Raw genomic sequence first — 13,232 nt, 5'->3', positions numbered from 1 at the left:
TTGCCGCGAGGCGAGCATGGCGGGTCGGTGTCATGAACGTGGAGAGGTCCACGCCACTCGGTGGCGTGGACCTCTTTCTGTTGCCCGCCTCTTTCTGTTTCCGGCAACTTCTCGTATGGTGGAAACTAGTTTCCGAAAATGAACTGCAGCGGCCGGTGAACAAAACGTTCTCAATCCGGGGCGGCTACCACGTACTCAGCGGTAGGTGCGACCATCGGACGGCAAGAGCTACAAGGTGAAAGCAGAGGAAGTCGGCCATGGCAACGGCGCCCAGCGTCTCCTACTCGATGACGGTCCGGCTGGAGGTGCCCGCGAGCGGAACCGCGGTCTCCCAGCTCACCACGGCCGTCGAGTCATCCGGGGGCTCGGTCACCGGCCTCGACGTCACGGCCTCCGGCCACGAGATGCTGCGGATCGACGTGACGATCGCGGCGTCCTCCACGACGCACGCCGACGAGATCGTCGAGCAGCTCCGCACCATCGAGGGCGTCACCCTCGGCAAGGTCTCCGACCGTACGTTCCTGATGCACCTCGGCGGCAAGATCGAGATGGCGTCGAAGCACCCCATCCGGAACCGTGACGACCTCTCCATGGTCTACACCCCGGGCGTCGCCCGGGTCTGCATGGCCATCGCGGAGAACCCCGAGGACGCCCGCCGCCTCACCATCAAGCGGAACTCCGTTGCGGTCGTAACGGACGGCTCGGCCGTGCTCGGCCTCGGCAACATCGGCCCGAAGGCCGCCCTGCCGGTCATGGAGGGCAAGGCGGCCCTCTTCAAGCGCTTCGCGGGCATCGACGCCTGGCCGCTCTGCCTGGACACCCAGGACACCGACGCCATCGTCGAGATCGTCAAGGCCATCGCCCCCGGTTTCGCGGGCATCAACCTGGAGGACATCTCCGCGCCCCGCTGCTTCGAGATCGAGGCCAGGCTGCGCGAGGCCCTCGACATCCCCGTCTTCCACGACGACCAGCACGGCACGGCCATCGTCGTCCTCGCGGCCCTCACCAACGCCCTGCGCGTGGTCGGCAAGAGCATCGGCGACGTGCGCGTGGTCATGTCGGGCGCCGGCGCGGCGGGCACGGCCATCCTCAAGCTGCTCCTCGCCGCGGGCGTCAAGAACGCCGTCGTGGCCGACATCCACGGCGTCGTGCACGCGGACCGCGAGGACCTCAAGGACGCCGACAGCGACTCGCCGCTGCGCTGGATCGCCGACAACACCAACCCCGAGGGCCTCACGGGCACCCTCAAGGAGGCCGTCGTCGGCTCCGACGTCTTCATCGGCGTCTCGGCCCCGAACGTCCTGAGCGGCGACGACGTCGCCGCCATGGCCGAGGGCGCCATCGTGTTCGCGCTCGCGAACCCGGACCCCGAGGTCGACCCCGCCATCGCCCGCCAGACGGCGGCGGTCGTGGCCACCGGACGCTCGGACTTCCCGAACCAGATCAACAACGTCCTGGTCTTCCCCGGCGTCTTCCGCGGCCTGCTCGACGCCCAGTCGCGTACGGTCAACACGGAGATGATGCTGGCCGCGGCGGGTGCCCTCGCCGACGTCGTCGCCGAGGACGAGCTGAACCGGAACTACATCATCCCCAGCGTCTTCAACGACAAGGTCGCGGGCGCGGTGGCCGGAGCGGTGCGCAGCGCCGCCAAGGCCGTGGGGGCCACTGTGACAGGTCCCACGGTCTAGGCCAACGGCGCGTCGCGGGACCCTGGCCCCTCAAGGCCGCTCTAGGGTGGCTTGGCAGCAGGCCTCCCTCCGCACCCCACTTTCGGGGACGGCGGACGCTTTCCGTGTGACTCCTGAGGGCACCGGATTGGCTTTACCGCCGCAGGTGGGGGCAGGATGCGTAATCGGGCGCGAGGGTCTGACGTCAGACCCGGGTCCGGGGACTGTCCGAGGACCCTGGCAGCATCGTCTTCGCTGTGCCCATCATGCGGCCCTGCCGCGTGGCACGCCTCAACGGCAAAAGAACACGGGAGTACAAACATGAACCGCAGTGAGCTGGTGGCCGCGCTGGCCGACCGCGCAGAGGTGACCCGCAAGGACGCCGACGCCGTGCTGGCCGCGTTCGCCGAGACCGTCGGCGAGATCGTTGCCAAGGGCGACGAGAAGGTCACCATCCCCGGCTTCCTGACCTTCGAGCGCACCCACCGTGCCGCTCGCACCGCCCGGAACCCGCAGACCGGCGAGCCGATCAACATCCCGGCCGGCTACAGCGTCAAGGTCTCGGCCGGTTCCAAGCTGAAGGAAGCCGCCAAGGGCAAGTAGCCCCGAGCAGCTGTACGAAGGGGCGGCCACCCGTTGCGGGTGGCCGCCCCTTCTGTGTGCCCGTTCAGGGGCCCGGCGGTACTACAGCGCGGCCTTGCCGGGGAGCTCGACCTTCGCGCCCAGCTCGACGAGCTTGTCCATGAAGTTCTCGTAGCCCCGGTTGATCAGGTCGATGCCGTGGACGCGGGACGTGCCCTGCGCCGCGAGGGCCGCGATGAGGTACGAGAAGCCGCCGCGCAGGTCGGGGATGACCAGATCGGCGCCCTGGAGCTTCGTGGGGCCGCTGACGACCGCCGAGTGGAGGAAGTTCCGCTGGCCGAAGCGGCAGTCGGAGCCGCCGAGGCACTCGCGGTAGAGCTGGATGTGCGCGCCCATCTGGTTGAGCGCCGACGTGAAGCCGAGCCGCGACTCGTAGACCGTCTCGTGGACGATGGACAGGCCCGCGGCCTGCGTCAGGGCGACGACGAGCGGCTGCTGCCAGTCGGTCTGGAAGCCGGGGTGCACGTCCGTCTCCAGGGCGATCGCGTTGAGCGAGCCGCCCGGGTGCCAGAAGCGGATGCCCTCGTCGTCGATCTCGAAGGCACCGCCCACCTTCCGGTAGGTGTTGAGGAACGTCATCATCGAGCGCTGCTGGGCGCCGCGGACGTAGATGTTGCCTTCGGTCGCCAGGGCGGCGGAAGCCCAGGAGGCGGCCTCCAGGCGGTCCGAGAGGGCGTGGTGGTTGTAGCCGCCGAGGCTGTCGACACCGGTGATCCGGATGGTCCGGTCGGTGTCCATCGCGATGATCGCGCCCATCTTCTGCAGGACGCAGATGAGGTCCTCGATCTCCGGCTCGACCGCGGCGTTCGACAGCTCGGTCACGCCCTCCGCGAGGACGGCGGTGAGCAGGACCTGCTCGGTGGCGCCCACGGACGGGTACGGCAGGCGGATCTTGGTGCCGCGCAGGCGCTGCGGGGCCTCCAGGTACTGGCCGTCGGCGCGCTTCTCGATGGTCGCGCCGAACTGGCGGAGCACCTCGAAGTGGAAGTCGATCGGCCGGCCGCCGATGTCGCAGCCGCCGAGGCCGGGGATGAAGGCGTGCCCGAGGCGGTGCAGGAGCGGGCCGCAGAAGAGGATCGGAATGCGCGACGAGCCCGCGTGGGCGTCGATGTCGGCGACATTCGCGCTCTCCACGTGCGACGGGTCCATGACGAGCTCGCCCGGTTCCTCGCCGGGGCGGACCGTCACGCCGTGCAGCTGCAGCAGGCCGCGCACGACACGGACGTCGCGGATGTCGGGGACGTTGCGCAGCCGGCTCGGGGCGCTGCCGAGCAGCGCGGCGACCATGGCCTTCGGCACGAGGTTCTTCGCGCCGCGGACACGGATCTCGCCCTCAAGCGGGGTTCCGCCGTGGACAAGCAGTACATCGTCAATGCCGGTGACGGTCATGAATCTCGCGTTCCGATTGAATGGACGGGGGGACCAAAGGGCAAGCGTAATGGCCGCGTACCCCCCTTCCGTAAGGGTGAGGGCGTCCGGAACGGGTCAGGAGTTCGTGACAACACGAACCGTACGTATGCGGACGCTCTGGGTCACCGGGCTCCGTGTGCGCTCCGTCCGCCTCCTTGCGCCCTGAGCTGCGTTCACTCCCGTATGCCCATGGCCTCCCCGTCCGGGGGGAAGATGCGGGATCATGTCGTTCATGACCGAGGTGTCCTCCCTCACAGGGCGGCTGCTCGTGGCCACACCGGCCCTGGCGGACCCCAACTTCGACCGCGCGGTGGTGCTGCTCCTCGACCACGACGAGGAGGGGTCGCTCGGCGTGGTCCTGAACCGCCCGACGCCGGTCGACGTCGCCGACATCCTGGAGGGCTGGGGAGACCTGGCCGGTGCCCCGGGCGTCGTCTTCCAGGGCGGTCCCGTCTCGCTGGACTCGGCGCTCGGCATCGCCGTGGTCCCCGGCGACGAGGCGCCCGCCGCGGGCTCCCGGTCCCGCGGCGGCGACCCGGTGGGCTTCCGCAGGGTGCACGGCGCGATCGGCCTGGTCGACCTGGAGGCCCCGCCCGAGCTGCTCTCCCCGGCCCTGGGCAGCCTGCGGATCTTCGCCGGGTACTCGGGGTGGGGCCCCGGCCAGCTGGAGGCCGAACTGGCGGACGGCGCCTGGTACGTGGTCGAGTCCGAGCCCGGCGACGTCTCGTCCCCGGACCCGGAGCGGCTGTGGCGCGCGGTCCTCAGACGCCAGCGCAGCGAGCTGGCGATGGTGGCGACCTATCCGGACGACGCCTCGCTGAACTGACGACCGGCCGGCGGGGCGGACGTACCCCGGACGCCGCCCCGGGCCGAGCGCTGCCGGTACCCGGCGCGCGTGAGTACCCTTGGCAACCATGAGCACTCTTGAGCCCGAGCCCGAGCGCGGGGCAGGTACGGGGACCCTCGTAGAGCCGACACCCCAGGTGTCGAACGGTGACGGCGACCACGAGCGCTATGCGCACTACGTCCAGAAGGACAAGATCATGGCGAGCGCGCTCGACGGCACCCCCGTCGTCGCGCTCTGCGGCAAGGTGTGGGTCCCCGGCCGCGACCCCAAGAAGTACCCCGTCTGTCCCATGTGCAAGGAGATCTACGAGTCCATGGGCGCCGGCGGCGACAAGGACAAGGGCGGCAAGGACGGCAAGAAGTAGTCCGAGAAGCAGTCCTCGGAGGCTTGTTCCCTGCCCTGACCGAAGGGGGCGTTGCGCGTGCCGCAACGCCTCTTTTGCGTTGTGCAATCGCGTGACAGCCTTCCGTGGCATGACCTTTGAGCAGCTGATCCCGGCGCCGAACAGCGCCCGCTGGGTGGCTCCCACCCCAGGCTCCCTTCCGCTCGACGACGACACCGTCCTCCGCGCGGGGCCCGGCACCGAGGGCGTCGCGCGGTGGCTGCGCGCCACGGTCGGCGCCGCGACAGGACTCCGCTTCCCCGACGCACCCGCGGGGGAGGCGCGGGGTGGCGACGGCCGCGGCGGCGTCGAGCTGCGGATCGACGCGGACCTCGCGGCCGAGGCGTACCGCCTCACCGTCGCGGACGGCACGCTCCGCATCGAGGGCGGCGCCGCCGCGGGCGTCTTCTGGGGCGCCCAGACCTTCCGCCAGCTCCTGGGGCCCGACGCCTTCCGGCGCGCGCCGCTCGACCCCGCGCGCGCGTGGTCGGTCCCCGAGGTGGCCATCGAGGACGCCCCGCGGTTCCGCTGGCGCGGCATGATGCTCGACGTCTCCCGGCACTTCATGCCGAAGGACGGCGTCCTGCGCTACCTCGACCTGCTCGCCGCCCACAAGCTCAACGTCTTCCACTTCCACCTCACCGACGACCAGGGCTGGCGCGTGGAGATCAAGCGCCACCCGAAGCTCACCGAGGCCGGCTCCTGGCGCGCCCGCTCCAAGTGGGGGCACCGCATGTCGCCGCTCTGGGAGGAGCGCCCGCACGGCGGGTACTACACGCAGGACGACATCCGCGAGATCGTCGCCTACGCCGACTCGCTGCACATCGCCGTCGTCCCCGAGATCGAGATCCCCGGCCACTCGCAGGCGGCCATCAGCGCCTACCCGCACCTCGGCAACACGGACGTCGTCGACACCGCGGCGCTGACCGTCTGGGACACCTGGGGCGTCAACCCCAACGTGCTGGCCCCCACAGAAGAAGTGATCCGCTTCTACGAGGGCGTGTTCGAGGAGGTCCTCGACCTCTTCCCCTCCACCTACATCCACGTCGGCGGCGACGAGTGCCCCAAGGACCAGTGGAAGGCCTCGCCCACCGCCCAGGCCCGCATCAAGGAGCTGGGCGTCGAGGGCGAGGACGGCCTGCAGAGCTGGTTCATCCGCCACTTCGACCAGTGGCTCACGGCACGCGGGCGGCGGCTCGTCGGCTGGGACGAGATCCTGGAGGGCGGCCTCGCCGAGGGCGCCACCGTCTCCTCCTGGCGCGGCTACCGGGGCGGCATCGCCGCGGCCAGGTCGGGCCACGACGTCATCATGTGCCCCGAGCAGCACGTGTACTTGGACCACCGGCAGCACGGCGGCCCCGACGAGCCCATGCCCATCGGCTTCGTCCGCACCCTGGAGGACGTCTACCGCTTCGAACCCGTTCCCGCCGAGCTGACGGAGGAGGAGGCCGCGCACGTCATCGGCACCCAGGCCAACGTCTGGACCGAGGTGATGGAGCACCAGGGACGCGTCGACTACCAGGTGTTCCCGCGCCTCGCCGCCTTCAGCGAGGTCGCCTGGGGCAGGCTGCCCGCGCCCGCCCAGCGCGACTTCGCCGGCTTCGAGCGGCGGATGACCGCCCACTACGCGCGACTTGACGCCCTCGGCGTCGACTACCGCCCGCCCGGCGGGCCCCTGCCGCACCAGCAGCGCCCCGGCGTGCTCGGACGCCCGATCGACGGGCCGCCCCCGAACGTGTGAGGCGCCCAGGCGCTCCCGGCGGCCCGCGCGCGAGCGTGGCCCCGGGAGCGCCGGCGGGTCCCGGCGACGGCGGCCGGCGCCCAAGTGGCACGGGCGGAGGGGGACATCGCCCCGGCCGTCAAGGCGGTGCGAAAGCGGCGTATCCCTCTGGTCTGCGGACGAATGCCCCCTAGCGGACCCCCGCGTCGTGGCCCGGCGAAGATGTGCCAGAGTTGCCACGTCCGGGTCGTGAGCACGTACCGTACGGCGGAACAGGCGTAACGGTGACACGTCGCGAACGGCGAGCACTTCATGTACGCGTCGTACGTGAAGGACGCGGCCGGGCATCGGGAAGGGGCAGCCGGTTTTGACCACGCACGCACCGCGGGCGGCACAGGCACCGCAGTCGGTGAAGCTGCCCGCCACGCTCGACGAGGCAGTGGCGGCGCTCACCGCCATGCCCGCCGCCGTGCCCGTCGCCGGCGGCACGGACCTGATGGCCGCCGTCAACTCCGGGCAGCTCCGCCCCGCCGCCCTCGTCGGCCTCGGCCGCATCAGCGAGATCCGCGGCTGGCAGTACCAGGACGGCCACGCGCTCCTCGGCGCGGGACTCACCCACGCCCGCATGGGCCGCCCCGACTTCGCCGCCCTGATCCCCGCCCTCGCCGCCGCCGCGCGCGCCGCGGGGCCGCCCCAGATCCGCAACGCGGGCACCCTCGGCGGCAACATCGCGTCGGCCGCGCCCACGGGCGACGCGCTGCCCGTGCTCGCCGCGCTCGAAGCCGTCCTGATCGTCGCGGGGCCCGGCGGCGTCCGCCGCGAGATCCCCGTGTCGCACCTGCTCGCGGGCATGGAGATGCTCCGCCCCGGCGAGCTGATCGGCTTCGTGCGCGTGCCGCTGCTGCACGCCCCCCAGGTCTTCCTCAAGGCGACCGGACGCACCGGGCCCGGCAGGGCGACCGCGTCCGTGGCGCTGGTGCTCGACCCCGCGCGGCGCGGCGTGCGGTGCGCGGTGGGCGCCATCGCGCCGATGCCGCTGCGCCCCCTGGAGGCCGAGGAGTGGGTGGCCTCCCTGATCGACTGGGACGGCGGGCGCGGCAGCCTCGTACCGGAGGCGGTCACCGCCTTCGGCGAGTACGTGGCATCCGCCTGCATCCCGGACCAGCCCCCGGCGGCCGACGGCACCGAACAGCCGCTGTCGCCGGCGGTACTGCACCTGCGGCGCACCGTCGCCGCGCTGGCCCGACGAGCACTGGGGAGGGCGCTGTCGTGAGCGATGAACGGAGCACCGACGGCGGCGGCTGGCAGCCGCATCCGCAGGGTGAGTACGACTCGGACGCCACGGCGTTCGTGCAGCTCCCCGAGGGCATGCTGGACGCCCCGCTCGCCGCGCCCGGCCACGGCTACGTACCGCCGCCGATAACGGTCACCCCCACCACCGCGGACGCCACCGACCCGGCGGCCACGGGCACCTGGGTCATGCCGCCCGAGGTGACGGGGGCGGCCGGCGGTGCCGTGCGGTGGCCCGCCGCGGGCACGGTCCAGGAGTCCGAGCCGCGCCACCCCGAGCAGCACGGCTACGACCCCGGGGCCACCGGGCAGTGGACCTTCACCGAGGCCGGCACGCCCGAACAGCAGCCGTACGGCCAGGACTACGGGCAGCACCAGGGCTACGCCCAGGGGTACGAACAGCAGTACGGCCAGGACGGCACGGCACATGACGCCACCGGGCACGACGTCACCGGGCAGTGGTCGATCCCGGTCGCCGGCGGCGAGCTGCCGGACGAGTCGGGCGAGTACTCCGCCTCCTCCCTCGCGGCGGACGGCATCCCCCCCGCCGCGGCGCGCCTCAGCGCCTGGGCGGGCGGTGGCACGCCTCCCGCGACCCTGCCGGGCGGCGCGCCCGCGCCGTGGGCGACGGGCGCGGGAGCGGGCGCGCCGTGGGGCGCGCAGGCGCAGGACGCCGGGCAGCAGCTCCACCGGGCCCCGGAGCAGCAGGCGCCCGCCGACGGCGGCGGGCAGGACGGGGAGAACCCGTTCGAGCGCACGACGCTGCTGCGGGCGATCAGCGTGCCCGAGGTCGACAGGCCGGCCTCGGACCGGCACGCGGGCACGGCCGCCGAGGCCCCGCGGGCTCCCGGGCACCCGGAGGCGGCCGAACCGGCCGCCGACGCCGCGGCGCCCGTCGGCGTACCTCCGGAGCAGGACGCTCCGGCGGACGCCGCCGAGCCGGCCGAGTACGCCGGGTCCGGCGAGGGCCACGGGACCGGGCGGCCCGCCGCGCCCACCGACGCGGCGGAACCCGCGGGGCACTTCGCGCCGGCCGGGCCCGCCGAAGCCGGTGAGCCCGCCGCCGCGCCCGCGGAGGCCGGCGGGCCCGCCGCAGCCACGGAGCCCACCGCGCCCGAGCCCGAGCCCGCGTCCGCCGCGCCGGAAGCGGAGCCGGCCGAAGCGACCGAGGACCGGGAGAGCGAGGACCAGGAGAGCGAGGACCGGGAGAGCGAGGGCCGGGAGGCCGACGGACGCGAGACCGACGGCCAGGAGACGGAAGCCGCGGCCGGTGCCGAAGAGGCGGCGGACGCGGCCGGGGCGAGCGTCGCGGACGAACCCGCCGAGCCCCCGGCCGCCCCCCTCCACGACGACCACCCCCTCGTCTCCTACGTCCTGCGCGTGAACGGCAGCGACCGCCCCGTCACCGACGCCTGGATCGGCGAGTCCCTGCTCTACGTCCTGCGGGAGCGGCTCGGCCTCGCGGGCGCCAAGGACGGCTGTTCGCAGGGCGAGTGCGGCGCGTGCAACGTCCAGGTCGACGGGCGGCTCGTCGCCTCCTGCCTGGTGCCCGCCGCGACCACCGAGGGCAGTGAGGTCCGTACCGTCGAGGGCCTCGCCGTCGACGGGCAGCCCTCCGACGTGCAGCGCGCCCTCGGGGCCTGCGGCGCGGTCCAGTGCGGCTTCTGTGTGCCGGGCATGGCCATGACCGTGCACGACCTCCTTGAGGGCAACCCCGCCCCCACCGACCTGGAGACCCGCCGCGCGCTCTGCGGCAACCTCTGCCGCTGCTCGGGCTACCGCGGCGTGCTCGACGCCGTGCGGGAAGTGGTCGCCGAGCGCGAGGCGTCCGCCGCCGCCGAACAGGCGGCGGCCGACGAGCACGGCGACGCGCACTCCGACGGCGCGCACCCCGGCGCCCACGCCGAGGGGCACACCGACGGGCATGCCGGCGGCCACACCGAGGGTGCCCGCATCCCGCACCAGGCCGGACCCGGCGCGGGCGGCGTCCACCAGCACGAGGGCCCCTACGAGAGCGGGTACGACGCGCCGTACGGCGGCGCCCCCGACGGCCCGTACGAGACGCCTCACCCCTACGAGACGCCTCCCCCGTACGAGGGCCCCCACCCGTACGAAGGGCCCCACGGCCACGAGGGACCCGAAGGACCGCAGGGGCCGTACGGCCAGGACGGAGGCCGGCGTTGAGCAGCGAGACCATCACCACGGCCGATGCCGCCGGACGGGACTCCGAGCCCTCGCAGGGCATCGGCGCGTCCCTGGCGTCGGCGGAGAGCCGCGCCAAGACGGAGGGCACGTTTCCCTACGCCGCCGACCTGTGGGCCGAGGGCCTGCTGTGGGCGGCGGTCCTGCGCTCCCCGCACGCGCACGCGCGCATCGTCTCCATCGACACGAGCCACGCCCTCGACATGCCGGGCGTGCGCGCCGTCATCACGCACGAGGACGTGCCGGGCGAGGCGCTGCACGGTCGCAGGACGCCGGACCGGCCGGTCTTCGCCTCCGACGTGGTGCGCCACCACGGCGAGGCCATCGCCGCCGTCGCCGCGGACCACCCCGACACCGCGCGGATGGCCGCCGCCGCCGTCATCGTCGAGTACGAGGTGCTCGAACCGGTCACGGACCCCGAGAAGGCCTTCGAGGCCGAGCCGTTGCACCCCGACGGCAACCTGATCCGGCACATCCCGCTGCGCCACGGCGACCCCGCCGCCGCGGGCGAACTCGTCGTCGAGGGCCTGTACCGCATCGGCCGCCAGGACCCGGCGCCGATCGGCGCGGAGGCGGGCCTCGCGGTGCCGCGCCCGGACGGGGGAGTGGAGCTGTACATCGCCTCCACCGACCCGCACGCCGACCGCGACCGCGCCGCCGCCTGCTACGGCATCCCGCCCGAGCGCGTGAAGGTCGTCGTCACCGGTGTGCCCGGCGCCACCGCCGACCGCGAGGACGCCAGTTTCCAACTGCCCCTGGGGCTGCTCGCCCTGCGCACCGGATGCCCGGTCAAGGTGACGGCGACCCGCGAGGAGTCCTTCCTCGGCCACGCCCACCGCCACCCCACGCTCCTGCGCTACCGCCACCACGCGGACGCCGAGGGCCGCCTCGTCAAGGTCGAGGCGCAGATCCTGCTCGACGCGGGCGCCTACGCGGACACCTCGTCGGAGGCCCTGGCCGCGGCCGTCTCCTTCGCCTGCGGCCCCTACGTCGTGCCGAACGCCTTCATCGAGGGCTGGGCGGTGCGGACGAACAACCCGCCGTCGGGACACGTGCGCGGCGAGGGCGCCATGCAGGTGTGCGCCGCGTACGAGGCCCAGATGGACAAGATCGCCAAGAAGCTGGGGATCGACCCGGCCGAGCTGCGGCTGCGCAACGCCATGGCCACCGGCGACATCCTGCCCACCGGCCAGACGGTGACCTGCCCCGCCCCCGTCGCCGAACTCCTCGCCGCGGTCAGGGACGCCCCCCTGCCCGACCTGCCCAAGGACACCCCCGAGGACGAGTGGCTGCTGCCCGGCGGCCCCGAGGGCGCGGGCGAACCGGCCGCCGTCCGGCGGGGCGTCGGCTACGGCCTCGGCATGGTCCAGCTCCTCGGCGCCGAGGGCACCGACGAGGTCTCCACCGCCACGGTGAAGGTCCACGACGGTGTGGCGACCGTGATCTGCGCGGCCGTCGAGACCGGCCAGGGGTTCACCACGCTCGCCCGGCAGATCGTCCAGGAGACGCTGGGCATCGACGACGTCCGCGTCGCCCCCGTGGACACCGACCAGCCGCCCGCGGGCCCGAGCTGCCGCGGCCGTCACACATGGGTGTCGGGCGGCGCCGTGGAGCGCGCGGCGAAGATGGTCCGCACCCAGCTCCTCCAGCCGCTCGCCCACAAGTTCGGGATGTCCACCGAGCTGCTCCAGATCAACGACGGCAAGATCACCTCGTACGACGGCGTGCTGTCCACGACGGTCACGGAGGCCCTTGAGGGCAAGGAGCTCTGGGCCACGGCCCAGTGCCGCCCGCATCCGACCGAGCCGCTCGACGAGTCGGGGCAGGGCGACGCCTTCGTCGGCATGGCGTTCTGCGCGATCCGCGCGGTCGTCGACGTCGACATCGAGATGGGGTCGGTACGGGTCGTGGAGCTCGCCGTCGCCCAGGACGTCGGCCGCATCCTCAACCCCGCCCAGCTCAGGACCCGGATCGAGGCGGGCGTCACGCAGGGCGTCGGCGCGGCGCTCACGGAGAACCTCCGCACTCCGCGCGGCATCGTCCGCCACCCCGACCTGACCGGTTACGCCCTGCCCACCGCCCTGGACACCCCCGACATCCGCATCGTGAAGCTGGTGGAGGAGCGGGACGTCGTCGCCCCCTTCGGCGCGAAGGCGGCCAGCGCGGTCCCGGTGGTGACGTCCCCCGCGGCCATCGCCTCGGCGGTCCGCGCCGCGACGGGCCGCCCGGTCAACCGCCTCCCGATCCGGCCGCAGGCGGCCGTCGCCCAATAACCGCGGGCCCGCGGGCGCCGGCCGGTGGCACCATGGGCCCCATGGCTCCCATGACCCCCTCCGACCCCACCTCGGCGCCCGCACCGGACCTCGGCGGTGTCGTCGTCATCACCGGCATCATGGCTTCCGGCAAGTCCACGGTGGCGCAGGCGCTCGCCGAGCGGCTCCCGAAGGCCGCGCACGTGCGGGGCGACGTCTACCGGCGGATGATCGTCTCCGGCGGCCTGGAGTACGAGCCGGGCGCGGGAGCCGAGGCCGAGGCTCAACTCCGCCTCCGCTACCGCCTCTCGGCGTCGACGGCCGACGCGTACGCGGACGCCGGTTTCACGGCCGTCGTCCAGGACGTCATCCTCGGCGAGGAGCTGAAGACGTACACGGACCTGGTCCGCACCCGCCCCCTGTACGTCGTCGTGCTCGCCCCGCGCCCCGACGTGGTCGCCGCCCGCGAGGCGGGCCGCGGCAAGACGGGCTACGGCGCGTGGACGGTCGAGGACCTCGACACCGGCATGCGCGACACCACGCCCCGGATCGGCCTGTGGCTGGACAGCTCGGAGATGTCGGTGGAGGAGACGGTCGACGCGGTCCTCGCGGGGCGGGAAGCAGCCCGGGTGAGCTGACCGGGTGAGCAGCCCGGGTGAGCTGATCCCGCCCCTTTCGGAGGCCGTGGCGGGAATCGAACCCGCGTTACTGGATTTGCAGTCCAGCCCCTCAGCCACTCGGGCACACGGCCATGTCGTCGACATCCACCCTCCGTCGACCTGACTCCATGAACGTAGCGGCGTCCGGACGGGGCGCTCAA

Annotated in this window: 10 protein-coding genes and 1 tRNA gene; 9 read left to right on the top strand and 2 right to left on the bottom strand. The window is 73.2% G+C overall.

Going from position 1 to position 13,232, the window contains the following annotated elements; translation table 11 throughout:
• Positions 1-257 precede the first annotated feature (257 nt).
• Together AB0I16_RS21720 and AB0I16_RS21715 are read left to right on the top strand one after the other, a co-directional pair.
• Positions 258-1,688, top strand: a complete 1,431-nt coding sequence (locus AB0I16_RS21720; RefSeq protein ID WP_363251100.1) for an NAD-dependent malic enzyme — start codon at positions 258-260, stop codon at positions 1,686-1,688.
• A gap of 300 nt (positions 1,689-1,988) precedes the next feature.
• Positions 1,989-2,270, top strand: a complete 282-nt coding sequence (locus AB0I16_RS21715; RefSeq protein ID WP_016645140.1) for an HU family DNA-binding protein — start codon at positions 1,989-1,991, stop codon at positions 2,268-2,270.
• An 81-nt stretch (positions 2,271-2,351) separates the two neighbouring features.
• Here AB0I16_RS21715 and murA read toward each other — a convergent pair whose 3' ends face one another.
• Positions 2,352-3,698, bottom strand: a complete 1,347-nt coding sequence (gene murA, locus AB0I16_RS21710; RefSeq protein ID WP_363251099.1) for a UDP-N-acetylglucosamine 1-carboxyvinyltransferase — start codon at positions 3,696-3,698, stop codon at positions 2,352-2,354.
• A 244-nt stretch (positions 3,699-3,942) separates the two neighbouring features.
• On the opposite strand from murA, the gene AB0I16_RS21705 reads away from it, so the two are divergent.
• The 7 genes from AB0I16_RS21705 to AB0I16_RS21675 all read left to right on the top strand — a co-directional run bounded on the left by AB0I16_RS21705 (position 3,943) and on the right by AB0I16_RS21675 (position 13,050).
• Positions 3,943-4,545 carry a YqgE/AlgH family protein gene (locus tag AB0I16_RS21705; RefSeq protein WP_363251098.1) on the top strand — a complete coding sequence of 201 codons (603 nt, stop codon included), beginning with the start codon at positions 3,943-3,945 and terminating at the stop codon, positions 4,543-4,545.
• Positions 4,546-4,633: 88 nt separating this feature from the next.
• Complete coding sequence (locus tag AB0I16_RS21700; RefSeq protein WP_076685902.1) at positions 4,634-4,930, top strand: DUF3039 domain-containing protein; 297 nt, start codon at positions 4,634-4,636, stop codon at positions 4,928-4,930.
• A gap of 109 nt (positions 4,931-5,039) precedes the next feature.
• Positions 5,040-6,689, top strand: coding sequence for a beta-N-acetylhexosaminidase (locus AB0I16_RS21695; RefSeq protein WP_363251097.1), 1,650 nt, complete (start codon positions 5,040-5,042; stop codon positions 6,687-6,689).
• A gap of 346 nt (positions 6,690-7,035) precedes the next feature.
• The gene (locus tag AB0I16_RS21690; RefSeq protein WP_363251095.1) at positions 7,036-7,941 is read left to right on the top strand and encodes an FAD binding domain-containing protein; all 906 of its coding nucleotides are present in this window, start codon (positions 7,036-7,038) and stop codon (positions 7,939-7,941) included.
• Positions 7,938-10,142, top strand: a complete 2,205-nt coding sequence (locus AB0I16_RS21685) for a (2Fe-2S)-binding protein (protein ID WP_363251094.1) — start codon at positions 7,938-7,940, stop codon at positions 10,140-10,142. Before AB0I16_RS21690 ends, AB0I16_RS21685 begins: the two co-directional genes overlap by 4 nt.
• Positions 10,139-12,433, top strand: coding sequence for a molybdopterin cofactor-binding domain-containing protein (locus AB0I16_RS21680; RefSeq protein WP_363251093.1), 2,295 nt, complete (start codon positions 10,139-10,141; stop codon positions 12,431-12,433). The genes AB0I16_RS21685 and AB0I16_RS21680 overlap by 4 nt, the downstream gene beginning before the upstream one ends.
• Before the next feature lie 41 nt (positions 12,434-12,474).
• The gene (locus tag AB0I16_RS21675) at positions 12,475-13,050 is read left to right on the top strand and encodes an AAA family ATPase (protein WP_363251092.1); all 576 of its coding nucleotides are present in this window, start codon (positions 12,475-12,477) and stop codon (positions 13,048-13,050) included.
• Positions 13,051-13,091: 41 nt separating this feature from the next.
• Here the strand turns inward: AB0I16_RS21675 and AB0I16_RS21670 are convergent.
• Positions 13,092-13,163 (bottom strand) — tRNA-Cys (locus tag AB0I16_RS21670).
• Positions 13,164-13,232: the final 69 nt, after the last annotated feature.

The sequence above is a fragment of the Streptomyces sp. NPDC050703 genome (genome assembly GCF_040654435.1).
Classification (GTDB): domain Bacteria; phylum Actinomycetota; class Actinomycetes; order Streptomycetales; family Streptomycetaceae; genus Streptomyces.
The sequence above is the reverse complement of the archived record's forward strand: the minus strand, read 5'-3'. Positions and strand labels throughout refer to the sequence as shown.